Below are 22909 nucleotides of genomic sequence, written 5' to 3'. Positions count from 1 at the left end.
GGTTTTCGCATGATGGAAGGTCTTCCCCCCGTCGTTTCCTGGCCACCGCTGCAGACGATGATGCGACTGATGCTCGCGCTCGCGGTGGGCCTGTTCGTCGGGCTGGAGCGCGAGTGGCGTGGCAAGGAGGCCGGCCTGCGCACGTTCGGCTTCGCGGCGCTGCTGGGCTGCATGGGCGGCCTGTTGGGCCCGAACTTCGCGCTGCTGAGCCTCGCGCTGCTGGGCGTGCTGCTGTGCTTCCTCAACTGGCAGTCCCTGCGCACCGACGGCGGCGCGGAGCTGACCACGTCCGCCGCGCTGCTCGTCACGGGCTTCACCGGCGTGCTGTGCGGCCTGGGCCATACGGTGACGCCCGCGGCGGTGGGCGTGACGACGGCGGGCCTGCTCGCATGGAAGGAGCGGATGGCCACCTTCAGCCACAAAATCACCGCAGAGGAGCTGCGCAGCGCCATCCTGCTCGCCATCCTCGCCTTCGCCATCTACCCGGTGCTGCCCGCGCAGCCGGTGGACCCGTGGGGCCTCATCGAGCCGCGCGCCGCGTGGGTGACCGTCATCCTCATCGCGGCCATCGGCTTCGTGAACTACCTGCTGTGGAAGATGTTCGGCACGCAAGGCGTGGAGGTGACGGGGTTCCTGGGCGGGCTCGTCAACAGCACCGTCACCGTGGCGGAGCTGGCCAACCGCGTGCGCGAGACGTCCGGACGCCTGCTCGACGTGGCCTACCGGGGCGTGATGCTGGCCACCGCCGCCATGGCGCTGCGCAACGCCGTGCTGCTGGGGCTGCTCTCCTTGCGCGCGCTGGTGGACTCCGTCATCCCGCTGGTCCTCATCCTCCTGTCCAGCATGGGCCTGGCGCTGGTGCGCTCGCGCGTGGAGGCCACGCCCGGCGCCGAGCCTCCCGCCCTGCCCCTGAAGTCGCCCTTCTCGCTGCCGTCCGCGCTGAAGTTCGGCCTCATCTTCCTGGCGCTCCAGGTGGTGGGTACCGTGGGCCAGACGCTGATGGGCCGCTGGGGCTTCTACGCGGTGAGCGCCGTGGGCGGACTGGTGTCCAGCGCGTCCGCGGTGGCGTCCGCCGCGTCGCTGTGCGCCAACGGCACCATCTCCCCCACGACGGCGGGAGTGGGCGCCATCATCGCGTCGCTCGCCAGCGCCGCCATCAACTTCATCCTCGTGGCGCGCGTGTCGGCGCAGCGGTCGCTCACGCTGCGGCTGGGCCGCGCGCTGGGTGTGGTGATGCTGCTGGGGCTCGTGGGCGCTTTCGTGCAGACGCGGCTGCCCACGTTCCTGCCGGCGCCCGCCGGAGGCGCGGGCCTGTTCAAGCCCCACGACGACCGCTAGAAGCGGTCTGGCTCCGGCATGGGCGGCGCGGCGGTCAGCCCGCCCTGCATGGGCGGGTGCAGCGGCAGCTGGACGATGAAGCGCGAGCCGTGGCCGAACTCGCTCTCCACGCGCACCCGGCCGCCGTGTCCCTCCACCAGGCTCTTCACGATGGCCAGGCCCAGCCCCGCGCCGCCGAACTCGCGCGTGGAGCTGCCGTCCACCTGGTAGAAGCTCTGGAAGATGCGCTCGAACTCCTCGGCGCGGATGCCCACGCCGGTGTCCTCCACGCTGATGCGGTAGCCGGGCACGCCCAGCTCCTGCTGCATCGCCGCGTCCGACAGCGTCACCTTCACCCGGCCGCCCGCGGGCGTGAACTTCACCGCGTTGGCCAGCAGGTTCACCACCACCTGGCGCAGCTTGTCCAAATCCCCCGCCAGCCGGGGCTGCGGCGTGTGCGGCAGCCGCACCTCCAGCTCCAGGCCCTTGCGCTGCGCCTGCGGCAGCACGCTGGAGACCGCCGTCTGGATGATGTAGCCCGGGTCCACCGGCGCCATGGACAGGCGCAGGCGCCCGGCTTCAATCTGGCTCAGGTCCAGCAGCGAGGAGATCATCGAGAGGAGCGTCTCGCCCTTCTCCACGATGGTGCGCACGTACTGGAGCTGCTCCGGGTTGAGCGGCCCCGCCAGCCCCTCCGCCATCATCTCCGAGTAGCCCAGGATGGACGCGAGCGGCGTGCGCAGCTCGTGGCTCACCGTGCCCAGGAAGGTGGACTTCAGCCGGTCCAGCTCCTTGAGCCGCGCGTTCGCCTGGAGCAGCCGCGCGTTCTGCGCCTCCAGCTCGCGGTGCACCTCCAGCGTGGACTCCAGATGCAGGTGCGTGGCCAGGTACGCCTTCTGCCCGCTGGCCACGAGCGCGCCCAGCACCTGGCCGAAGTGGCCCAGCACCTGCGCGGCGGTGCGCTCCGGCACGCGGCGCACGCGGCCCAGCAGCTCCTGCGCGCGCTCCAGGTCCAGCCCGTGGATGCTGGTGAGCGTCTCCGGGAAGTCCGTCAGCTCCTCCGGCGTGAAGGGCCCCAGGATGACCCGGCCCAGCAGGTCGCCGTCCCAGCGCACCGGCATCACCACGTAGCGCAGGCCGGTGAAGCAGGTGAGCGCGATGAGGCCCGCCGCTTCGGAGACGTCTCCGTCCGCCACGCGCCCACCGGCCTCCGGCAGCACGGGGCCGTCCTTCACCCGGCCCACCATGGCGGTGCACGCGTGGCGGCCGTCCGGGAAGGAGAAGACGTAGGCGCAGAAGTCGCCGTGGCCCACCTTCACATCCGCCAGCTTGTTGCCGCGCGTGTCCAGCACCTTGATGCCCACGCGGTACAGGTCGCTGAAGCCCTTCACCACCTCCGTGAAGGACGGCAGGTCCAGCAGGTCCCCCAGCGACAGCCGCCGCTGGAGCGCGGACTCGCGCCGGGGTGCGCTCGCGGTGTTCCGGGGCCCGCCGCCTGACGTGCCGTTCATGGCGCCCTCCCGCTCTCCCTGCCGCCAGGCATGGCGCCGGGGCCGTACCGCCCCTCCAGCGCCGTGCCGCTCAGGTCGATGTGACGGAAGATCTGCCCCAGGAACTCTTCCTCGCTCAGGCCCACGTTGCGCGACAGCTGCGCCCGGCCCTCCAGCGCGCGCCAGGCCGTCTGCACCACGGCGTGGAAGGTCTCCACCACGCCCTCGCCTCGCACGGCCACGGAGCCCACCACCGGCTGGCTGCCCCGGCGCTGAACCTCCGCCAGCTCCTCGTCCGTGAGGCTGTCGGGCAGGTCGCGCTTGTTGAACTGGATGACCACCGGCACCTGCGTGGGGTCCAGCTCCATCTCCCGCAGGTTCTCCTGCAGGTTGCGCCAGTAGGCGTTGTTCTCCTGCGCCGCGCCCCTGCGGCTGTCCGCGATGAAGACCACCGCGTCCGCGCCCTGGAGCACCACCCGCCGCGTGGCGTTGTGGATGACCTGTCCGGGCACGGTGAAGAGCTTCACCTTCACCTTGAAGCCCGTGGAGGTGGAGAAGAAGACGGGCAGCAAGTCGAAGAAGAGCGTCCGGTCGTCGTGGGTATCCACCGACAGGAGGCGCCCTCGCACGTCCGGCCGCGCTCGCGCGTGCAGCTTGCGCAAGTTCGTCGTCTTCCCGCTCAACCCGGGGCCGTAATAGACGATCTTGAGCGTCAGCTCGCGCTGGGCGTGGTTGAGTTGCAAGGGGCGGAACTCGGACCGAGGGGGACCCGGACAGGGGTTTTATAATGGCCTCACGCCCCGCGCGGAAGGCCGCTCGCAGTCCAGACAGCGGAGCGGGACATGTCTTCCCGGAATGACGCGCCCGCGGGCAACGTTTCGAGAGGCTCCTGCTTCCCGCCTGGGAGGAGGACGTCTCCCCACACGGAAAACAGAACAATGCGCGCGGAATGATCGCGTGCATGGGTACGGGGGGACCGGTTAGGATCGCAGACGCGACGGAGGAGCAAGGCGATGACGATGAAGCAGGTGGACCCTGGCGTCGAGGTGGCGGCCCCCACGCTGGTGCTGGAAGGAGCAACGCTCCCCAACGATCTGGTGAACGGGGTCAAATTCGGTCCGCCCACCGACGAGGACCTGACGACGGTGTCGGCCCTGCGCTCCAACTCCGAGCCCTGGAAGGGGCGGGGTGAGTCGCAGGAGGAGAGCCTCAAGGCCCTCACGCAGCTGAAGCCCTTCCTCCACGTGGCGCGGATCCAGGGCCAGGTGGTGGGCTACGTGACGGTGGAGCGCGACGGTCCGGTGCCGGGCGCGGCCTACCTGCGCAACATCGTGGTGAAGCCGGAGCTGCGGCGCCACGGCGTGGGCGCCATGCTGCTGGACAAGGCGCTGGACGCGGCGCGTGACATGTACCGCAAGACCATCGCGCTGCGCGTGGACCCCGCGAACGCGCCGGCGGTGGGCTTCTACCGCAAGGCGGGCTTCACCACGGTGGCCACGGTGGTCTCCAAGAAGTCCGGCAAGCTGCGGCTCCTGATGTCGCGCGAGCTGTAGTCCGCAGCACCCCAACGCAATCGGTTGGACCCGACGGGAGGGGCCCTCGCACGGCCGCTCCCGTCGTGCGTTTGGGGCCATGCCCCCAGGGTGACCTGGAGCGTGGCGGTCGACTATCCTCGCGGGAGTTTCCACCCCGCCGGGCCTGACGCACGGCAGCGGTGGGGCTTCCCCCTGAATGAAACCGCTCGCGGAACTGCTGCGTCATCTATCGCGTCCTGGAATCACCGAGCTGGCCCTGGCCAGCGGCCGTCCTCCGATGGTGCGCGGCGCCAACGGCTACGAGCCCATTGATCCAGGCGCCCTCTCCACCGATGAGCTCGTGAAGGCCCTCCAGGCGATGGTGGGCATGGCCCGCGCGTCGTCGGTGTCGGAGACGCCGGTACAGTGGACGGTGAACGCCACCGGACTGGGCTCCCTCAACATCGCGGCGGTGCGCCGGGGCGAGTTGATGAACGTGCGCCTCACGCGAGGCGCGGAAGGCGCGGCGGCCGCGGCGGCTCCAGCAGCCGCGGCGGCCCCAGCGGCGCCCGCCGCGCCCACGCGCACGCCCTACGCGGGAGTGCCGGCCGTGTCCGCGCAGGCGCCCACGCGCACGCCCTACGCGGGAGTGCCCGCGGTCTCCGCGCCCGTGGACGCGAGAGCCGCGCAGTCTGGTGGCATGGACGCGAGAGCCGCGCAGTCCGGTGGCATGGGTGCGGGAGCCGCCGCGCGCGCAGTTCCTGGTGGCGCGGCCCCCCACGCGGGCGCCTCTTCACACGCGAGCGCTCCGGCCCACGCGGGCGCTCCGGCGCATGCGGGCGCTCCGGCCCACTCCTCCGCCAGCGCGAATCCCCCCGCGCGGGTCATCCCCATCTCGCGCTCGACCTCCGCTCCGGGCCGCGACCTGACCGTGCTGCTGGAGCAGGCGCGCAGCATGGGCGCCAGCGACCTGCACCTGGTGGCCGGACGGCCTCCGCTGCTGCGCCTGGCCGGAGAGCTGCTGCCGCAGGACACGCCGCTGTCTCCGGAGACGGTGGAGCGGCTCTTGCTCCCCATCATCCCGGAGCGGTTGCGGCACGTGCTGGAGAAGGACGGCAGCGTGGACTTCGCGCTGGACTCCGAGGACACCGGCCGCTTCCGCGTCAACGTGTGCCGCCAGCGCACGGGCCTCAAAGGCACCTTCCGCGTCATCCCCCGCGAAGTCCCCACCCTGGAGTCGCTGGGCCTGCCCCCGGACATCGCCAAGGCCACGCATCACCACCAGGGCCTCATCGTGCTTACCGGTCCTTCCGGCCACGGCAAGACGAGCACGCTCGCGGCGCTGGTGGACATCATCAACCGTGAAACCACGCACCACGTGCTCACCGTGGAGGATCCGGTGGAGTACGTGCACCCGCGCAAGCGCGCCCTCATCAGCCAGCGCGAGGTGGGCACCAGCACCCGCACCTTCGCCAGCGCCCTCAAGGGCAGCCTCCGCGAGGATCCGGACGTCATCGTCGTGGGCGAACTGCGCGACACGGAGACCGTGCGCATGGCGCTCGCCGCCAGCGAAACGGGCCACCTGCTCATCAGCACCATGAACACGCCCAGCGCGGCGAAGACCATCGATCGGCTCATCGACCTCTTCCCGCCGGCGGACCAGCAGCAGGTGCGGCTGTCGCTCTCCAGCGGCCTGCGCCTCATCGTCAGCCAGCGGCTGATGCCGAGCACGGACGGCAAGTCCCTGGTCGCCGCCGCCGAGGTGCTCACCGGCTCCATGGCCCTGGGCAACCTCATCCGCGACAACAAGACGTATCAAATCCCCTCCCTCCAGCAGCGCGGCAAGTCGCTGGGCATCATCCGCTTCGAGGACTCGCTCGCGGACCTGGCCCGCTCCGGCAAGGCGACGCTGGAGACGGTGAAGGGCTTCGCGGAGAACCCGGACGAGATCGAAGCCATGGTGACGGGCAAGCGGCCCGGCGCCGCTCCCACCGTGCCCCCGCCCGCCACCGCCCAGGAGGGCGCGCGGATGCTGTCCAAGGTGGGCTCACTGCTTGGCAAGAAGGGCGCCTGACATGACGGACACCCCTCGCATCGCCACCTGGTTCGACATCCTGCTCGACAAGAAGGGCAGCGACCTGCACCTGGGCGTGGGCTACCCGCCCCTGGGCCGCATCCGCGGCGAGCTCGTGCCCCTGCGCGAAGAAGCCCTCACCTCCAACGAGCTGGAGTCGTTGCTCTTCGAGATCTGCTCGCCCGAACAGAAGCGGCAGATAACGGAGGAGCTGGACCTGGACTTCGCCTACGGCTACGGCACCAAGGCCCGCTTCCGCGCCAACTACTTCTACCGGATGACTGGCATTGGCGCCGTGTTCCGCACCATCCCCAGCAAGGTGCTGTCGCTGGAGGACCTGAAGACGCCGGAGGTGGTGCGCAAGATGGCGGACCGCCGCAGCGGGCTGGTGCTGGTGACGGGCCCCACGGGCTCAGGCAAGTCCACGACGCTCGCGGGGATGATCAACCACATCAACAAGACGCGCCCGGCGCACGTGCTCACCGTGGAGGACCCGGTGGAGTTCGTGCACGAATCGCTCAAGTCCCAGGTCACCCACCGCGAGGTGGGCCCGCACGCCTCCAGCTTCGCCACCGCCATCCGCTCCGCCGGCCGTGAAGACCCCAACGTCATCCTCATTGGCGAGCTGCGCACCAACGAGACGATGAAGCTGGCGCTCCAGCTCGCGAGCTTCGGTGTGCTCGTCTTCGCCACGGTGCACACCAACAGCGCCCCCGCCACCATCGACCGCATCATCAACTCCTTCCCCGCGGACGAGCAGGGCCAGGTGCGCGGCATGCTCGCGGAGTCGCTGGCCGGCATCGTCGCCCAGCAGCTCATCAAGACCGCGGACGGCAAGGGCCGCGTCGCCGCGCTTGAAATCCTGGTGGGCAGCCCCGCCATCGCCGCCATGATTCGCGAGGGCAAGGTGTTCCAGATCGCCTCCAAGATGCAGGCCGGCCAGAACCAGGGCATGCAGACCCTGGACATGCACCTGGAGCGGCTGGTGAAGGACGACGTCATCCTCCCCGACGCCGCCCTGGAGAAAGCCCAGGACAAGGAGAATTTCGTGAAGATCATCCAGCGGCTGAAGCCGGACTGGCAGGTGCCGGAGACGCTGAAGGCCTGAGCGGCCCGCGGCGACAGTGGGGAAGGAATTTGCTTTCTCCCCCCGACTTCGCCTTTGTTCGGGAGTGAACGTGGACCCGCCCATCGAGGTGGGTCCCGCACTTCCGAGGGGGAAGTCATGGATGAGCAGCAGCTTGAGATGATGCAGCAGATGCAGAACCAGCAGGCGGAGGGCCCGGGTCTGGTGTTCTGGCTCTTCTACCTGGCCTTCATCGGTTTCATCGTCGCCGGCATGTGGAAGACGTTCGCCAAGGCGGGCCAGCCTGGGTGGGCGGCCATCGTGCCCTTCTACAACATCTACGTGCTGACCCAGATTGTCGGCCGTCCGGCGTGGTGGGTGGTGCTGGCGCTGCTGCCGTGCGTGAACTTCATCGCGCTGTTCATCATCAGCATCGACATGGCGAAGTCCTTCGGAAAGGGCACGGGCTTCGGCATCGGTCTGGCGCTGCTCGGCCCGGTCTTCTACGCCATCCTCGGCTTCGGCGACGCGCAGTACCAGGGCCCGGCCGCCTCCGGCGGTGGCGTGGCCGCGGCGTAGTTCCCCACGGCCTTCTGGCCGTGAACGGCGGCGGTGGAGAGGCCTTCCGGTCGCTTCACCGCCGTTCGTGTTTCTGGCGTCCGCCATTGCTCGCCCGGGAGCACGGCATCCAGTAGAGCGGGACCGATGCCTGCTCCGCGCGTCTCATCCCGTTCGTCGCTCTCCTACCGCCTCGCGTGGGCGTTGCTGCTGCCCGGAGTGGCCAGCGCGCAGGCGGTGGACGCGGTCACGGTCCCTGAGCCGGAGCCCCCCGTGGCTCCCGCCGAGCCCGAGCCTCCCCGCGACACCCGCACCGTCGTCACCGCCACGCGCCTGCCTCGGCCGCTGCGCGACGTACCCGCCACCACGGTGGTGATTCCCCGCGCGGAGATTGAACGCAGCCCCACGCTCACGCAGGACGCGCTCATCCGCACGCTGCCGTCCGCGGCCACGTTCCGCCGCACTCCATCGCTCGTCGCCGACCCCACCGCGCAGGGGCTCAACCTGCGCGGGCTCGCGCCCTCCGGCGTGGCTCGCGGGCTGGTGCTGCTGGACGGGCTTCCCTTCAACGACCCCTACGGCGGCTGGGTCTTCTGGCGCGCCCTGCCCCGCCTGGGCCTGGACCGCATCGAGGTCGTCCCCACCGGCGGCTCCGCGCTCTATGGCAGCGCCGCGCTGGGCGGCGTGGTGCAGCTGTTCTCCCGGCCCATCACCGGCCCGGTGCTCGACGCGGACGTGTCCGTGGGCAACCTGGGCACCGGCTTCGCCGCCGCGCGCATCGCGGAGCGCTGGGGCCGCGTGGGCGCCTCGCTGGAGGTCGAGGGCCTCACCAGCGACGGCTACCGCATCGTCCCCGAGAGCCAGCGCGGCCGCATCGACGGTGACACCCCCTCCAACCACGTCAGCGCCCAGGCGCGCATCGAAGCAGAAGCCACCGACCACCTCTCCCTCTCCGCCCGCGCGGGTGTGTTCCGCGAGACGCAGAACGGTGGCACCCGGTACACCGTCGCCAGCGTGGACCTGGCGTGGTTCGCCGCGAACGCCCGCCTCCGCACGGACTCCGCCGGCACCTTCGAGCTGGGCCTCTTCGGCCGCACCCAGCACTTCGCCCAGGACCGCGCCCGCGTCACTCCGGACCGGAACTTCGAGGCCCGCTCCGCCCTCCAGGACGTGCCCGCGAACGACCAGGGCGGCTCGCTCGTCTGGACCGGTCCGGAGCTGACGCTGGCCGGGACCCATGTGCTCGCCGCGGGCGTGGACGTGCGCCGCTCCCACGGCAGGGCCGATGAGCTGCTCTTCCCCGCCACCTACACCGCCACGACGCTCTACGCGCGCAACACGCAGGGCACGCAGCTGTCCGGGGGCGTCTTCGTGCAGGACCTCTACACCGTGTCCCCCGCGCTGGAGTTCGCCGGCACGCTGCGCTGGGACACGTGGCGCAACTTCGACGGCAGCCAACTGGCGAGCTTCGCGAACGGCACCGCCACCGCCACCGCCTTCGAGCCTCGCACCGCGCGCCAGCTCAGCCCGCGCCTGGCCGCGCGCGTGCGCCCGCTGGAGTGGCTCACCCTGCGCGCCTCCGCGTACCGCGCCTTCCGCGCCCCCACCCTCAACGAGCTCTACCGCCCCTTCCAGGTGGGCACCGTCCTCACCGCCGCGAACCCGGACCTGGGCGCCGAGCGCCTCTGGGGCACCGAAGCAGGCGTGGAGGCCACCGGCCCGCGCGGGCTCACCGGCCGCGTCACCGGCTTCTGGAACGTGCTGGACGCGCCCGTCACCAACGTCACCCTCGCCACGCCCCTGCCGGACGGCGCCACCCGCCAGCGCCAGAACCTGGGCCGGGCCCGCGTGCGCGGCGTGGAGCTGGGCGCGGACTGGCGCGTGTCGCGGCAGTGGACCGCGCTCGCCGCCTATACCTTCGTGGACCCCGTCGTCACGCGCGCTCCCGGCCAGCCCGACCTCGTGGGTCGCCAGCTTCCCCAGGACCCCAGGCATCGCGGCTCGCTCGCGGTCACCTTCGACGACCCGTCCATCGTCTCCGTCACCGCGCAGCTGCGCGTGTTCGGCCCGCAGTACGAGGACGACCTCAACACGCGCGGCATGGGCGGCGCGGCGGTGGTGGACCTGTTCGTGAGCCGCCACCTCTTCTGGAAGGTGGATGCCTTCGGCGCGGTGGAGAACCTCTTCGACCGTCAGTACCTCGCGGGCCGCGCGGGCGTGGACACCCTGGCCCCGCCCTTCCAGGCACGCGTGGGCCTGCGCCTGCGCGACGTGTTCAGCGAATCGAGCGCACGGGCGGCACGGGGCGCACCGGGCCGTTGAACCAGCGGCTCAACTCCGTCGTGTCCTCCATCCGCTTCGCGGGCGGCAGGCTGGAGAGGAACACGCGGCCATAGCCCTTGGTCACGATGCGGCGGTCCAGCATCGCCACGATGCCCCGGTCCGCCTGCGTGCGGATGAGCCGCCCGAAGCCCTGGCGCAGCGCCAGCGCCGCCTGCGGCAACTGGTACTGGTCGAACGGCTCTTCACCGCGCGCTTGAATCTGACGGATGCGCGCGGCCACCAGCGGGTCTCCAGGAGACGCGAACGGAAGCCGGTCGATGATGACCAGGCTCAGCGCATCCCCGGGCACGTCCACGCCCTCCCAGAAGCTGTGCGCGGCGAAGAGCACGCTGGGCGTCTGGCGGAAGGCATCCAGGAGCTGCTGCTTGGGCCGCTCCCCCTGGAGCAGCGCCTGGTAGGGCAGCCGCGTCGCCGTCAGCTCGTACGCGCGCACCATGTTGCGCAGGGACGTGAAGAGCACGAACGCGCGCCCGCCCGTCACTTCACACAGCTGGATGATCTCCTCCGCCGCCGCCTCGATGAAGCCCGGGGCGCTGGGGTCCGGCAGGTGCGTGGGCAGGTACAGCGCGGACTGGCGGGGGAAGTCGAACGGGCTGGGCACCGCCAGCGTGCGCACGCGCGTCACGGGCTGGCCCTCGTCGTCGTACATGCCCATGCGCTTGGCGAAGAAATCGAAGCGGCTGTCCGCCGCGAGCGTCGCGGAGGTGAACACCACCGTGTCCAGCGCGCCGTAGAGCCGGTCGCGCAGCTCCTTCGCCACGTCGATGGGGCTCGCGCGCAGGAACAGCCCCTTGCCGCGAGCCTCCGCCCAGTACACGTGGTCCGCGGACTCGGACTTCTCCAGGAAGCTGAGCTGCTCCGCCATCTCCTCCGCGCGGCGGTGGATGGCGGCCAGCTCCGGCTCGCGCTCGCTGCCCGCGAAGGACGCCAGCGCGGCCAGGCCTTCACGCACCTGCTCCAGCGCGCCGGACAGCTTGCCCATCGTCTCCGGGCGCAAGGCCACGGTGGACTCCTGGCTGGACATCCCCAGCGCGCGCGGCGCCTGGAGGAACAGCGCGTCCGCGTGCGAGCGCACCCGCTGGGCCAGCGCGGAGAGCGTCGCGTGCCGCTCATCCTTCGCCTGCAGGGCCGCCACCGCGTCGCGCGACAGCTCCTCCAACCGGTAGTTGGACACGCTGCACCCGAAGTGGCCGCTGGCCGCGTCCTCCAGCGCGTGCGCCTCGTCGAAGACGACCGCGTCGTAGAAGGGCAGCACCCCTTCCGTGCGCTTGCCGGAGCTGCGCAGCGACAGGTCCGCGAAGAACAGGTGGTGGTTCACCACCAGCAGGTCCGCGGCCTCCGCGCGCTTGCGCATCCGCGTGACGAAGCACGTCTCGTACATCGAGCAGCGCGAGCCCAGGCACGTCTCCGACGTGGTGGACAGCCGCGACCACGCGGCGAAGGACTCCGGCAAATCCAGCTCCGCCCGGTCCCCCGTCTCCGTCTGCGTCACCCACTTCTTGAGCAGCGGCCACTGCTTCGCCTCTTCGCGCGACACGAACTGCGGGTCCTTCTCGAAGGACTCGTAGCGGTGCAGGCACAGGTAGTTGCCGCGCCCCTTGAGGTACGCCGCCTCGAAGCGCAGCCCCAGCTTCTCGCTGAGCAGCGGCAGGTCCTTGAAGAACACCTGGTCCTGCAGCGTCTTCGTGGCCGTGGACACCACCACCTTGCGCCCCGACAGGAGCGCGGGCACCAGGTACGCCAGCGTCTTGCCCGTGCCGGTGCCGGCCTCCGCCAGCAGGTAGCTGCCTTCGGAGAAGGCCCGCTCCACCGCGCGCGCCATCTGGAGCTGCTCCGGGCGGTGCTCGTACGCGGGCAACGCCTCTTCCAGCGCGCCACCAGGCCCCAGCAGACTGTCGACAGAGAGAGGACGGGGCGCGGGCGCGGACATGCGGCGGTTCGGGGGCAGGAGGACGGAAAGGGGCGGCCCCGCAGGATAACAGCGCCCGGCGCCCCCCGCGCGTTCCCTGACGCGACCGTGAGGCCCCGTCCCCCGCCTGCCCGGGAAGCGGGCCGTCCAGCGCTCTGGCTCTGCCCGCCGCCTAGAAGGACCCGCGCATCATCTGGAAGAGCACCAGCAGCATCACCAGGGACACCACCAGCACGACACCCATCACCGCGGTCTTCACCTTGCGCCCCAGCGCCGGTGACGGTCCGTCGGAGGCGAGCGTCGTCGCCATCGTCACCCGGCGCACCACTTCATCCCGCCCGCGCAGCGCCTGGGCATCGTTCGGCGCCCGGGCGAGCCGCATGCGGTACAGCCGGCCCACCATGGCCATCTCGCCCCGCATCATCGCCTGGGACAGCAGGCGGTCGTGCGCGTCCCAGTCGTGCCAGGCCCCCAGCAGCTCGCGCCACTCCTGGGCCAGGGCTTCGGAGGGCTGGTGCTCATCCGGAATGAAGTTGGCGTAGACCAGTCCGCACGCCGAACAGGACCCGGCGTCATCGCGAATGGGCGCCACGCACTTGGGGCAGTGGCCCGGCGGCGCCTGGAAGGGGTCTCCGTCCAGCGCGGAAGGGACCACCAACGGCGCCTCGGAACGCACCACGCGCAGCGCGGTGACGCTGGGCCGCAGGGGGACCACGGGGGGCTCCAGGTCCAGGACGGGCTCCGGCGTGGGCACCGCCACCGCGGCGGTGTCGCCTCCACGCGCGCCCGGCTCCTCCGTGCGCCCGGGCACCGGCTTCGGGGAGGCCGGCTTGGAGAGAGAGGGCGCCGCCCGCGTCCACGCGCCACACGCCGGGCACGCCACGGCCAGCGCGTGGTCCTCCAGGAGGTAGGTCTCCACCTTGACCAGCCGGTCGCAGCTTTCGCACTGGTACTTCATGACCACACCTCGCGCAGGGGGACGGGCATCGCGCACCCTACCAGCGCCAACAGGCACAGGGCGCAGATGACCTTGCGCGAGGCGCTCAGGGGCTCCTCCGGCCGCAACACCTCCGGGTGGCCGAAGCCCACCACCTTGCTCGCCACCACCAGCCACAGGCCCCACGACGCGGTGACGAACACGGTGAGGAAGAGCAGCACCACCGCCACGCCATGGCCCACCAGACGGGCCTTGGGCCCCAACACCGCGAACGTCAGGTGCCCGCCGTCCAGTTGCCCCACCGGCAGCAGGTTGAGCAGCGTCACCAGCAGGCCGAACCACGCCGCCATCACCACCGGGTGCACCACCACGTCCTTGCCCTCCGGCAGGGGGCCCAGCGCCAGCCACGTCAGCGCCTTCATGAGGAGGTTGTCGCCAAAGTGCGTCTGGTGGCTCGTGTAAAGGGGCACCATCGCGGGCGGCGCCTGCGTCACCTTCTCCATCACCCAGCGCAGCAGCTCCTGCCCCAGCACCCACAGCGACGACTCGCCGGGGAACGCGGACGGCACCGGCGGCGAGTCCACCACCGTGGAGTGCAACAGCCCCCAGTAGAGCAGGGGCAGCGCCACCACCAGGCCCGCCAGCGGCCCCGCGGCCCCAATGTCCACCAGCGCGTTGCGCGTGGGGATGCGCCCGCGCAGCCGGATGACCGCGCCCAGCGTGCCCAGGCTCCCCGGCACCGGCAGCGGGATGAAGTACGGCAGCGACGTGTCCACCCGGTGCCACCGCGCGAGCACGTAGTGCCCCATCTCGTGCGAGCCCAGGATGGCGAGCAGTGACCCGCTGAAGAACAGCGCCTGCGTCCGGTCCTCCTCGAGCAGCCCACCCCCGCTGAACGGGAACGAGCGGCCAAAGAGCAGCAGGTACGCGAGGAACGTCGTCCCCAGCGTCACCCCGAAGAGCAGCAGGTGCAGCCAGACGCGGGCCGGGGTGGGACGTGGAACGGAAGCCGGGTGCATGCGCGAAGATGCCTCACGTCCGCGAGAGCGGCGACCGCTCCCGCGCCGCCCGGCGGATGAAGTGTCCAACAGAACTCGGAATAACCCGCCCCGGGTCCTTGACTTGAAAAAGCCTTCTGCTACGAACCGCGCCGTTTGAGGTTTTACCGAACGTCGGAGCGCTCATTCGGGCCGCTCCGTCACCATCCAAGCCACTGTCAGTTGGGGAGATAACCATGAAGAAGTTCATCCTGTCCGCCGTCGCCGCCGCCTCCCTCGTGGGCTGCACCAGCGTCGAGTCCGCCGTCGTCTCCGGTTCCGAGATCGCCGCCAACGGCGAGGCCGTGGCCGTCATCCAGGGCAGCTCGCTGGGCCTGACCGCGATCTTCCACATCATCGACATCGTCCAGAGCGACCTGGACACGGTGGTCAACCGCCTCCTCATCACCGAGGCGAAGGCCATGGGCGCCTCCAAGGTGGACCTGAAGTCGGCGAGCACCACGCCGCGTCACGGCATCTTCGCCCTGTTCGGCACCATCATCGGCATCACCAGCTCCTCCGCGACCGGCGTGGCGGTGAAGTAGTCCGAAGCTGCCTCCTCACCGAGGCAGTCCGAAGGCCCCCTGGAGACAGCGGGGCCTTTTCCATTTCCAGCCCCCGGGAAGCTCCCCATGCGCGCCCTCCTCCTCGTGCCCCTCGTGTGCCTCCTCGCGTGCCGTTCGTCCTCGTCCGGAGGCGCGAACGACGCGGAGCTGATGGCCCAGGTGCGCGAGAAGCTGGCCGCGCGCGACGCGAAGCTGACGGCCTACCAGTTGGAGGGCACCCAGACGGAAGGGGACACCGCCTCCGCGGGCTTCACCTTCGCGTACCGCGCGCCCCAGAAGATGCGCGGCACCGTGTCCGCGCCCCAGGCCCGGCAGGTGTGGTGGGACGGCAAGCACCTGTACGAGCAGGTGGAGGCGACGAAGCAGTTCACCACCTTCACGTCCCAGGTCTCCGCGGAGAAGCTGTCCGCGTTCCTCACCGAAATCTTCACCCCCTTCGTGCCGGACGGCTTCCGCGCGCCGCTGCTCCTGCGCAGCACGAAGGCGAAGCGCACCCCCGGCCTGCCCCAGGCGAAGGAGGCCGTGGAGCTGACCATGGCGCTGGAGGGAGAGGCGGGCGGCGGCGTGGAGGTGACGTACGTGCTGCGCTGGCCCTCGCTGGACTTCCTGGCCAAGAAGACGCGCGCGCCGGACGGCACCCGGGCGGAGGTGCGGATGGAGGAGGAGCACTGCGACGCGTCCCTGGGCCTGTGCGTGCCCCAGAAGCTCACGCGCTGGCTGGGGGACACGAAGCAGGGGGAGACGGTGCTGTCGAAGGTGGACCTGAAGACGCCGCTGCCCAACGACGCCTTCACCCCCGCCGCTCCGGAGGGATACAGCGTACAGACCCGGACACTCGTGGACAGTGAAGCGCAGGAGAGTGGACCGAAGTCACCCACGGGCGGTTGACCGGCACGTCACCCATCGCCACCTTGGCGGCGGAGGTTTGCCGCGCATGGTCGAGAACGTCATCTTCGACGTGGATGGGACGCTGGTGGATTCCGTGGACGAGCACGCCGAGGCCTGGCGCCGGTCGTTCATCGAGTTCGGGCGTGACATCCCGTTTGCCCACGTGCGCAGCCAGATTGGCAAGGGCGCGGACCAGCTGTTGCCCGTCTTCTTCAACGACGAGGAGCTGGAGCGCTTCGGCAAGGACCTGGAGGAGGACCGCTCCGCGCGCTTCAAGCGCGAGTTCCTGCCCAAGGTGCGCCCCTTCCCGCGCGTGAAGGAGCTGTTCCAGCTGCTGCGCAAGCGCGGCCGCAAGATTGCCCTGGCCTCCAGCGCCAAGGACGACGAGCTCAAGCGCTACGTGGAGCTGTGCGGCATCGACGGCCTGTTCGAAGCGAAGACGGCCAAGGACGAGGTCGACAAGAGCAAGCCGCACCCGGACATCTTCGAGGCGGCGCTCGTGAAGCTGGGCAAGCCGGACCCCGCCACGGCTGTGGTGGTGGGTGACACGCCCTACGACGCGCTGGCCGCGGGCAAGCTGCACCTGGCGTCCGTGGGCGTGCTGTGCGGCGGCTTCCGCGCGGAGGACCTGCGCACGGCCGGCTGCCGCACGCTGGTGAAGGACCCCGCGGAGCTGCTGCGCCGCCTGGAAGCAGACCCCGAAATCTGGCCCTGGGACGCGGCGTCGCGGGACACCTCCAAGGACGAGGAGTCGCGCTGAAGCCCGTGACGGGGTGAAGGCGTCCCCGGCGGCCATGAACGCGTGGCCACCGGTGGAGCCCTTCGCCAAAGCCCATCCGGCGTTACTTGCGCGAACCGCCCCGCTTCGCGCGTGAACGGGACGCGGTGCTCTTGCGAGCCGTCCCGCGGCGCGCGGTGCTCTTGCGGGCCGTGGAGCGCTTGCCGGCGGTGCCGGTGCGCGAGGTGGCCTTGCGGCCGGTGGAGGTGCGCCGGGCCCGGGTGGGCGCGGCCTTCTTGCGGCTGGAAGGGGTGCTCTTCTTCGCGGTGGCGGCGCGGCGCTTGCCGCCCACGCGTCCTGCCTTGCGCGCGTTCTTGCGGGCCGCGGGGCGCCGGCGGGCCGCCTTCGCCTTGCTGCCGGAGCCACCCTTCATCCCGCCACCGGTGAGCTTGTTCACGGTGGCATACGCGCGGGCCGCCGCGGTCTTCTCGCCGACGCCCTTGTCCTCGTAGCCCTTCTCGATGTGCTCGGCCATGCGCTTCTGCTTCGCCGAGTACTTGTCCTTGCTTCCTCGTGCCATTCAAAACCCTCCTGGAGAACGTCCCGGCGCGGGTCCGTGGCACGGAGTCCGCGTCGCCTGGAAGGTGAACACGCCTGGCCAGGGAGGGAACCCGCCGGCACCCTACCCCTGTCCACCCGTGGAAGCTCTCCACGCGCAGTCGGCGGGGAATGGACAGTGCTCCTGCCCTTTTCTCCCGGGTCCCGCTGGTGCTGGCGCACGGTCGTGCGCAGCTTGGAGGCGCTGCATTCAAAGCCGAGGTTTCCCCTGGAACCCGCACTCAACGCGCCTCCGCGCCTTCGTCACGTGGACGAAGGGCCCGCGGTCCTGGTGGTGAATACGCGCTCGCGCTCGGGGCTCGACGCCTTCGAGCACGCCCGTGAGCTGCTGGCCGCCCACGGCATCCCGATCATCGCCGCGCACGCGCTGACGCGGCCCAAGCGCCTGCGCAAGGTGGTGGAGGAGGCCATCGCCCAGGGGGCCCGCCGCGTCCTCGTGGGAGGAGGCGACGGCACCATCAGCTGCGCGGCGCAGGCCCTGATGGGGCGCGACGTGACGCTGGGCGTGGTGCCGCTGGGCACCGGCAACGACTTCGCCCGGTCGCTGGGCATCCCGGACACGCTGGAGGCCGCGTGTGACGTCATCGCCGGTGGCTACACGGCGCGCGTGGACGTGGGGCTCGTCAACGGGCGGCCCTTCCTCAACGCCGCCAGCCTGGGGCTCACCACCGCCATCGCGAAGCGGCTCACGCAGGAGCTGAAGCAGCGCGCCGGCAAGCTGGCCTATCCCATGGCCGCCGCCGCGGAGATGCGCACGCTGCAGCCCTTCCACGTCCGGCTCCAGACGGGCTCCCGGACGCTGGAGGTGGACGCGCTCCAGCTGGTGGTGGGCAACGGCCGCTACCACGGCGCGGGCAACATGGTGGCGCCGGACGCGACGCTGGACGACCGCCACTTCCACGTCTACGCCATCACCGCGCCCTCCATGGCGGATGGCGGGGAGCGCACGGGGCTGGGCCACCTGCAGGACGTGGCCACGCTGGCGCGCGTGGCGCTGGGCATGCGGAGCGGCGGGCACCTGGAGCACGAGTCCGTCGTGCACCTGCACGCCTCCCGGCTCGTCGTGGAGACGGACCCGCCCATGGAGGTGAACGCGGACGGGGAGAACGTGGGCATGACGCCCATGCGCTTCGAGGTGGCCCCCGCGGCGCTGCGCGTCTACGCGCCCGCGCCGCAGTAGGGCCGCTACACCTTCTCCAGCACGCTGGAGAGCACCTGGGCGGTGAAGTTCACCAGGGGAATCACGCGCCGGTAGTCCATGCGCGTGGGCCCGATGACGCCGACAGTGCCCAGCACCGCCTCCGCCGTGCCGTACGGGCTGGCGATGACGGTGACGTCGCCGGCGGCGGAGAACTCGCTCTCCGCGCCGATGAAGACGTGCATCTCCTTGGTGCGCTGCACGCGGTCCAAGAGGTGCAGCAGCTTGTGCTTCTCATCCAGGGCGCGGAACAGCGCGCGGATGCGCTCCACGTCCGCGAACTCCGGCTGCTCCAGGAAGGAGCCGGTGCCTTCGATGAGCACGCGCTCCGGCGTCTGCAGGTCGGTGGCGGCGGCGCCCAGCTTGAGGGCCTTGGCGGTGAGCGCGTTGTAGAGGGCCTGCTCCTGGTCCATCTCCGCGCGGATGCGCTCGCGCGCCTCTTCCAGGGGCACCTGGTGCAGCAGCTCGGAGAGGTAGTTGCTGGCCTTGATGAGCTCGTCGGACGTCACCGGGAAGTCCACGGTGAGGGCCTTGTTGTGCACCTGGCCGTTCTGGCCCACCAGGATGGCGAGCACGCGGTTCTCGCGCAGGCGCAGGAACTCGATGCGCTGGAACACGGCGGCGTCGGGGCGGGGCGTGAGGACGACGCCCGCGTGGCGCGTGAGCGAGTGCAGCACGCGGCTGGCCTCCGACAGCACCTCGTCCAGGCTGGACTCGTGGACGAGGCCGGCGTGGATGAGCTCGCGGTCGCGGGGGGCGGGGTCGCGCAGCTTCACCAGGGTGTCCACGTAGAAGCGGTAGCCCCGGTCGGTGGGCACGCGGCCGGCGGAAGTGTGGGGCTTCTCCAGGAAGCCCAGGGCCTCCAGGTCGGCGAGCACGTTGCGCATGGTCGCGGAGGACACGTCGAACTCTCCGCGGCGCGTCAGTTGCTGACTGCCGACCGGACCGCCCGTGGTGATGTACTCCTGCACCACGGCTCGGAGGACTTCCTTCTCGCGCTCACCCAATTCGTCGGGCATTCCCGCTCACGCTCCACAGGCCGTCGGCCCGACCTCCGGGTCTCCATGCCTCCTGTAGAATTCTAAAAGGGACGCCCGGGGCATTCAATTGGGAGGGGCCATCCAGAGGGCAGGCAGGCGGGGCGCTGGTCCGCCGGCCTGCGTGGCACGGGTACGGCAAAGCGCACATCGCACGGGAGGGAGGTGGGGGATAGAAGGCCGCCGCCGTGACGACCGCGACCGCGACCCCCTCCGTAGCCGAGCCCGCGCCCCACCGGGGCCGCCTGATGTTCAGCCTTTTCGCGCTCTACGTCATCTGGGGGTCGACCTACCTGGCGATGCGGTTCGCGCTGACGGGCTTTCCGCCGTTCCGGATGGCGGGGATGCGCTTCCTGCTGGCGGGCGGGGTGTTGTTCGCGGGGTTGCTGTTGAAGGGGCAGCCGGGGCCGGACCTGCGGCAGTGGGGGGCGGGCGTGGTGACGGGCTTCCTGTTGCTGGTGCTGGGCAACGGGGGCATCGCGGTGGCGCAGAACCTGGGGGTGCCGTCCGGGGTGGCGGCGTTGGTGGTGGGGAGCATGCCGTTGTGGGTGGCCATCTTCGGGGCGGCGTTCGGGCAGAGGCCGGGCCGCGCGGAGCTGGCGGGGCTGGTGCTGGGGTTCGCGGGGGTGGCGCTGCTCAACCTGGGCGGGGACATGAGCGGCGGAGGCGTGGCGGCGCTGGCGGTGGTGATGGCGCCGGCGGCGTGGGCCTTCGGGTCGGTGTGGAGCCGGAGGTTGCCGATGCCCGCGGGGTTGATGGCACCGGCGACGCAGATGTTGAGCGCGGGCGTGATGATGATGGCGCTGAGCTTCGTGCTGGGGGAGCGGATGGTGGACGAGGTGCCTGCGCGCGCGATGGTGTCGTTCGTGTATCTGGTGGTGTTTGGTTCGCTGGTGGCGTTCAGCGCGTATGGCTATCTGCTGAGGCACGCGAGGCCGGCGCTCGCGACGAGCTATGCGTACGTGAACCCGGCGGTGGCGGTGCTGCTGGGCGTGGTGTTCGCGGGAGAGACGCTGGGCCCCATGACCTGGGGCGCGATGAGCGCCATCCTGGTCGCGGTGATGCTGCTGGCCCGCGGGAAGCGGTGAGCCGGTTCAGCGCCCACAGCGGCTGAGCTTGGAGACGCACATCGTCAGGGCATTGGCGAAACCGTGGGCGTAACAGCTCTCGTGCCACGACTGGGCGATCAGCGGATCATTGACCTGGGTGGGAACGCGGGTCATCTGGAAGAACGAGCGGAACTCGCCGCCCTGGAGTTGGGGACCATTGCGATCCTCGTAGTTGCGGGCGTAGTTCTCGAAGGTGATGCGGTCCGCTCCGCTCTCCGCGACCACACCGCCCCAGTGATACTCCCACACCGGCTCGCAGTAGACAGGCGGAGGAATGGGCGCCACCGGGCGGGGAGCGACCTCGTCCCGCATCCGCATCCAGTTGCGGTGCTGGGCATCCTGATAGCGCTCCATGGCGCCCACGGAGTACGTCTGGAACGCATCACCCACCCGCGGGTTGGCATAGGCATTGAGGCCCAGCCGGAAGAGGAGCTGCTCGTAACGTGTGCTGAGCGTGAGCCCGTTGAGGTTGACGCCGTTGAGCGTCATGGGGGCATTGGCACGGACCCGGTTCACCAGCCGGCCATAGTTGCGGCCAATGGGGCCGTTGAAGCCCGCGAGCGCCGCCATCTGGGCATTGGGGGTATTGGCGCCCGCCAGCGCGTTCTGCAATCCCACCTGGTAGTCGTTGACCGCGCGTTGCCGGGCCGCGGCGGCGTTGGGGCCCTCTCCCTGTCCATGGAAGAGGAACGTGGTGATGAGCACCGCCAGCCGGAAGGGGATGTCGCCGTGGGCCGGGAAGGCAGGGGCCCACCCTCCGAGCTGCCAGCGCGGTAGGTTGAGGAAGAGCTGATTGCCGGACTGCGTGAGTTTCACGGTGCGCTGCGCGTCCTGCTGCTCCCCCATGACCTTGCCGGAGATTTCGTTGCAGTTCTGCGACACGGCGGGCTCCAGGTGCCCACCCTCGGACATCGCCACCTGGAACAGCCGCTTGGGTCCCGGGCCGCGCAGGAAGGGCAGACAGCCCGGCTGCGCGGGGGGGCCGATTTCAAGGTAGCGAGGCCCGGGGACCTTGGTGATCCGATAGCTGGAGCCCGCGGACCTCAACGCGCGGTTGCACCGTGTGATGGCGCCATCCGTGGCGAAGAAGTGCTTGGCCTGCTCGTGGTGGGGATCGGTGTCTTCGATGGCGAGTTCGTTGTCATCCGAGAACCGGAGCGCGACCTGGTTGTGCGCCCGCACCATGACGTTCACTGTCCCAGCGTCGACGAGGAAGCTGTCCGCGTGCGTCTTCGGGTAGGGGTGGGGCCGCACTCCGTCCCGCTGGGTCTCGAAGGTGGCGTTGTGGAGATTGACGTCCTGGGCGACGAACTGGGCGTTCTGGATGACGTGGTACGCCTGAAGCGCGGGAGTGGGCGAAGTCCACCGGCCTTCGCCCGCCCAGGAAGCCGCGAGGTGCGCGCGCTCACCCGAGAGGGCCTGTGCCGCCAGGGCCTCGGCCTCTGTTTCCAGGGCCCCATCCACGAGCAGCCCGGTCCCGCCGTTCCCGTGAGGGACGCGCCCCGCGCGCTGTTGCAGCACATGCACCAGCTCATGCGCGAGGATCCGGGTCCCGCGAGCCAGGTCGAGCGCCAGTGCCCCCGGAGCGAAGAGGATCTGCTCTCCCCAGCACAGGGCCTGTGCTCCCAGGCTCGCGACCAGGGGATGCTCGTGCAGGCGCACAGCGCTCAGGTCGGCCCCGAAGGCGCGCTCGAACCGGACACGCAACCGCCTTGGGAGTGCCTGGCCCCGAGCGCAGGCCTGCTCCAGGAGCGTGGGTGAGATCCAACGGTGCCGAAAATCCAATGTCCGTGCTCCCAATGTATCAGGGCGTGTTCCGTGAAACATCTACTACACCAGGGCGCCCAGCTCACGCGGACATCAGAAGACAGGCCGCACATCTCGGCCAGGGTCCTCGGAATCCAGGTGACTCCTCCCCTCATGGACATCGCCGAAGTCAGGGGAGGCAATAGAGTCCGGAGCATGCGCCCCGCGACGAGTCTCTGGATGTTTTGTGCGTTGCTCACGGCGTGTGCCGGGGGTTCACGGCATGGGACTCTGCGGTTCGTGGATTCAGAGACGGCCGGGAAGGCACGGCACGCGGCCTACGTGGCGGAGCAGGCGTCCGCGCGGGCCGCGACCCAGGCCATGGCATCCCCGTTGGTCCGGGCCATCCCGCCAGCCGTGCTCGCGATGATGCAGCAGGAGCATGACGCGGATGAGCTGGAGCAGCAGCTCACCGCGTGTGCGGTCCAAGCGGAGCAGTTGGGGAACGCGCGCTACTTCAAGGACCGGCCTCCGACGCGCCAGGAGTGCGCCGAGGTGGTGGAGCAGGACCGCTGCGGCAAGCCCGTGACGCGAGCCATGCAGCTGGGGAAGCAGAAGCACGTGCTCGCGCTTCAATGCGCGGAAGCGGTGCTGAAAGAGCTGTGGCCCGCGCCCTTCAGCATCGAGCAGCGCTACCGCTACTACCCGAACGCCCGCTTCCTGGAGACCATCAGCCGGGAGAAGGAAGCGCGACTCATCGCCGAAGGCTGCACCGAGGAACTCC

Annotated in this window: 20 protein-coding genes; 12 read left to right on the top strand and 8 right to left on the bottom strand. The window is 70.5% G+C overall.

Going from position 1 to position 22909, the window contains the following annotated elements; genetic code table 11:
• The first annotated feature begins 9 nt into the window (after positions 1-9).
• Positions 10-1338, top strand: a complete 1329-nt coding sequence (locus D7X30_RS01885) for an MgtC/SapB family protein (RefSeq protein ID WP_120561100.1) — start codon at positions 10-12, stop codon at positions 1336-1338.
• Here D7X30_RS01885 and D7X30_RS01880 read toward each other — a convergent pair.
• Both D7X30_RS01880 and D7X30_RS01875 read right to left on the bottom strand, forming a co-directional pair.
• On the bottom strand, positions 1335-2828 hold the full coding sequence (locus D7X30_RS01880) for an ATP-binding protein (protein ID WP_120561099.1): 1494 nt from the start codon (positions 2826-2828) through the stop codon (positions 1335-1337). The genes D7X30_RS01885 and D7X30_RS01880 overlap by 4 nt on opposite strands.
• Complete coding sequence (locus D7X30_RS01875; protein ID WP_120561098.1) at positions 2825-3550, bottom strand: ATP/GTP-binding protein; 726 nt, start codon at positions 3548-3550, stop codon at positions 2825-2827. Before D7X30_RS01875 ends, D7X30_RS01880 begins: the two co-directional genes overlap by 4 nt.
• A gap of 270 nt (positions 3551-3820) precedes the next feature.
• On the opposite strand from D7X30_RS01875, the gene D7X30_RS01870 reads away from it, so the two are divergent.
• From D7X30_RS01870 to D7X30_RS01850, 5 genes are all read left to right on the top strand, one after another.
• The gene (locus D7X30_RS01870; protein WP_120561097.1) at positions 3821-4360 is read left to right on the top strand and encodes a GNAT family N-acetyltransferase; all 540 of its coding nucleotides are present in this window, start codon (positions 3821-3823) and stop codon (positions 4358-4360) included.
• Between the two features lie 178 nt (positions 4361-4538).
• Entirely contained in the window at positions 4539-6395 is a 1857-nt protein-coding gene (locus D7X30_RS01865) for a type IV pilus twitching motility protein PilT (RefSeq protein WP_120561096.1), read from the top strand.
• A gap of 1 nt (position 6396) precedes the next feature.
• Positions 6397-7503, top strand: a complete 1107-nt coding sequence (locus tag D7X30_RS01860; RefSeq protein ID WP_120561095.1) for a type IV pilus twitching motility protein PilT — start codon at positions 6397-6399, stop codon at positions 7501-7503.
• A 117-nt stretch (positions 7504-7620) separates the two neighbouring features.
• Entirely contained in the window at positions 7621-8040 is a 420-nt protein-coding gene (locus tag D7X30_RS01855; protein WP_120561094.1) for a DUF5684 domain-containing protein, read from the top strand.
• A gap of 126 nt (positions 8041-8166) precedes the next feature.
• Positions 8167-10341, top strand: a complete 2175-nt coding sequence (locus tag D7X30_RS01850) for a TonB-dependent receptor (protein WP_120561093.1) — start codon at positions 8167-8169, stop codon at positions 10339-10341.
• Here D7X30_RS01850 and D7X30_RS01845 read toward each other — a convergent pair.
• From D7X30_RS01845 to D7X30_RS01835, 3 genes are all read right to left on the bottom strand, one after another.
• Positions 10295-12292, bottom strand: coding sequence for an ATP-dependent DNA helicase (locus D7X30_RS01845; protein ID WP_120561092.1), 1998 nt, complete (start codon positions 12290-12292; stop codon positions 10295-10297). The two genes, D7X30_RS01850 and D7X30_RS01845, sit on opposite strands and share 47 nt — an antisense overlap.
• Positions 12293-12443: 151 nt before the next feature.
• Positions 12444-13229 carry a hypothetical protein gene (locus D7X30_RS01840; RefSeq protein WP_120561091.1) on the bottom strand — a complete coding sequence of 262 codons (786 nt, stop codon included), beginning with the start codon at positions 13227-13229 and terminating at the stop codon, positions 12444-12446.
• Positions 13226-14227, bottom strand: a complete 1002-nt coding sequence (locus D7X30_RS01835; RefSeq protein WP_120561090.1) for a site-2 protease family protein — start codon at positions 14225-14227, stop codon at positions 13226-13228. Before D7X30_RS01835 ends, D7X30_RS01840 begins: the two co-directional genes overlap by 4 nt.
• A gap of 215 nt (positions 14228-14442) precedes the next feature.
• On the opposite strand from D7X30_RS01835, the gene D7X30_RS01830 reads away from it, so the two are divergent.
• From D7X30_RS01830 to D7X30_RS01820, 3 genes are all read left to right on the top strand, one after another.
• Positions 14443-14790, top strand: coding sequence for a hypothetical protein (locus D7X30_RS01830; RefSeq protein WP_120561089.1), 348 nt, complete (start codon positions 14443-14445; stop codon positions 14788-14790).
• A gap of 87 nt (positions 14791-14877) precedes the next feature.
• On the top strand, positions 14878-15699 hold the full coding sequence (locus tag D7X30_RS01825) for a hypothetical protein (protein ID WP_120561088.1): 822 nt from the start codon (positions 14878-14880) through the stop codon (positions 15697-15699).
• A 46-nt stretch (positions 15700-15745) separates the two neighbouring features.
• Complete coding sequence (locus D7X30_RS01820; RefSeq protein ID WP_120561087.1) at positions 15746-16459, top strand: HAD family hydrolase; 714 nt, start codon at positions 15746-15748, stop codon at positions 16457-16459.
• 82 nt (positions 16460-16541) lie between these two features.
• Here the strand turns inward: D7X30_RS01820 and D7X30_RS01815 are convergent, their stop codons facing one another.
• Entirely contained in the window at positions 16542-16997 is a 456-nt protein-coding gene (locus D7X30_RS01815) for a transcriptional regulator (protein ID WP_120561086.1), read from the bottom strand.
• A 309-nt stretch (positions 16998-17306) separates the two neighbouring features.
• On the opposite strand from D7X30_RS01815, the gene D7X30_RS01810 reads away from it, so the two are divergent.
• The gene (locus D7X30_RS01810) at positions 17307-18215 is read left to right on the top strand and encodes a lipid kinase (protein WP_304984664.1); all 909 of its coding nucleotides are present in this window, start codon (positions 17307-17309) and stop codon (positions 18213-18215) included.
• A 5-nt stretch (positions 18216-18220) separates the two neighbouring features.
• Here the strand turns inward: D7X30_RS01810 and hrcA are convergent, their stop codons facing one another.
• Entirely contained in the window at positions 18221-19252 is a 1032-nt protein-coding gene (gene hrcA / locus D7X30_RS01805) for a heat-inducible transcriptional repressor HrcA (RefSeq protein WP_120561084.1), read from the bottom strand.
• 206 nt (positions 19253-19458) lie between these two features.
• On the opposite strand from hrcA, the gene yedA reads away from it, so the two are divergent.
• Complete coding sequence (yedA, locus tag D7X30_RS01800; RefSeq protein ID WP_120561083.1) at positions 19459-20358, top strand: drug/metabolite exporter YedA; 900 nt, start codon at positions 19459-19461, stop codon at positions 20356-20358.
• Positions 20359-20364: 6 nt separating this feature from the next.
• On the opposite strand, the gene D7X30_RS01795 is transcribed toward yedA, so the two are convergent.
• Positions 20365-22086: a DUF4157 domain-containing protein gene (locus D7X30_RS01795; protein ID WP_158619181.1), complete on the bottom strand. Its 1722-nt coding sequence runs from the start codon at positions 22084-22086 to the stop codon at positions 20365-20367.
• 339 nt (positions 22087-22425) lie between these two features.
• On the opposite strand from D7X30_RS01795, the gene D7X30_RS01790 reads away from it, so the two are divergent.
• Positions 22426-22909, top strand: a 484-nt coding sequence (locus D7X30_RS01790) for a hypothetical protein (RefSeq protein WP_199724144.1), incomplete at its 3' end; no start/stop codon positions are given.

Origin of the sequence: Corallococcus sp. AB011P, from assembly GCF_003611605.1 — a bacterium.
Classification (GTDB): domain Bacteria; phylum Myxococcota; class Myxococcia; order Myxococcales; family Myxococcaceae; genus Corallococcus; species Corallococcus coralloides.
Note: the sequence above shows the minus strand (reverse complement) of the source record. Positions and strands in the feature narration are given on the sequence as shown.

What these genes read in the sequence shown, in the direction of transcription:
- D7X30_RS01885 (WP_120561100.1), top strand. Translation starts at nt 10, where the DNA reads ATGATGGAAGGTCTTCCCCCCGTCGTTTCCTGGCCACCGCTGCAGACG.
- D7X30_RS01880 (WP_120561099.1), bottom strand. Translation starts at nt 2,828, where the DNA reads ATGAACGGCACGTCAGGCGGCGGGCCCCGGAACACCGCGAGCGCACCC.
- D7X30_RS01870 (WP_120561097.1), top strand. Translation starts at nt 3,821, where the DNA reads ATGACGATGAAGCAGGTGGACCCTGGCGTCGAGGTGGCGGCCCCCACG.
- D7X30_RS01865 (WP_120561096.1), top strand. Translation starts at nt 4,539, where the DNA reads ATGAAACCGCTCGCGGAACTGCTGCGTCATCTATCGCGTCCTGGAATC.
- D7X30_RS01860 (WP_120561095.1), top strand. Translation starts at nt 6,397, where the DNA reads ATGACGGACACCCCTCGCATCGCCACCTGGTTCGACATCCTGCTCGAC.
- D7X30_RS01855 (WP_120561094.1), top strand. Translation starts at nt 7,621, where the DNA reads ATGGATGAGCAGCAGCTTGAGATGATGCAGCAGATGCAGAACCAGCAG.
- D7X30_RS01850 (WP_120561093.1), top strand. Translation starts at nt 8,167, where the DNA reads ATGCCTGCTCCGCGCGTCTCATCCCGTTCGTCGCTCTCCTACCGCCTC.
- D7X30_RS01845 (WP_120561092.1), bottom strand. Translation starts at nt 12,292, where the DNA reads ATGTCCGCGCCCGCGCCCCGTCCTCTCTCTGTCGACAGTCTGCTGGGG.
- D7X30_RS01840 (WP_120561091.1), bottom strand. Translation starts at nt 13,229, where the DNA reads ATGAAGTACCAGTGCGAAAGCTGCGACCGGCTGGTCAAGGTGGAGACC.
- D7X30_RS01835 (WP_120561090.1), bottom strand. Translation starts at nt 14,227, where the DNA reads ATGCACCCGGCTTCCGTTCCACGTCCCACCCCGGCCCGCGTCTGGCTG.
- D7X30_RS01830 (WP_120561089.1), top strand. Translation starts at nt 14,443, where the DNA reads ATGAAGAAGTTCATCCTGTCCGCCGTCGCCGCCGCCTCCCTCGTGGGC.
- D7X30_RS01825 (WP_120561088.1), top strand. Translation starts at nt 14,878, where the DNA reads ATGCGCGCCCTCCTCCTCGTGCCCCTCGTGTGCCTCCTCGCGTGCCGT.
- D7X30_RS01820 (WP_120561087.1), top strand. Translation starts at nt 15,746, where the DNA reads ATGGTCGAGAACGTCATCTTCGACGTGGATGGGACGCTGGTGGATTCC.
- D7X30_RS01815 (WP_120561086.1), bottom strand. Translation starts at nt 16,997, where the DNA reads ATGGCACGAGGAAGCAAGGACAAGTACTCGGCGAAGCAGAAGCGCATG.
- hrcA (WP_120561084.1), bottom strand. Translation starts at nt 19,252, where the DNA reads ATGCCCGACGAATTGGGTGAGCGCGAGAAGGAAGTCCTCCGAGCCGTG.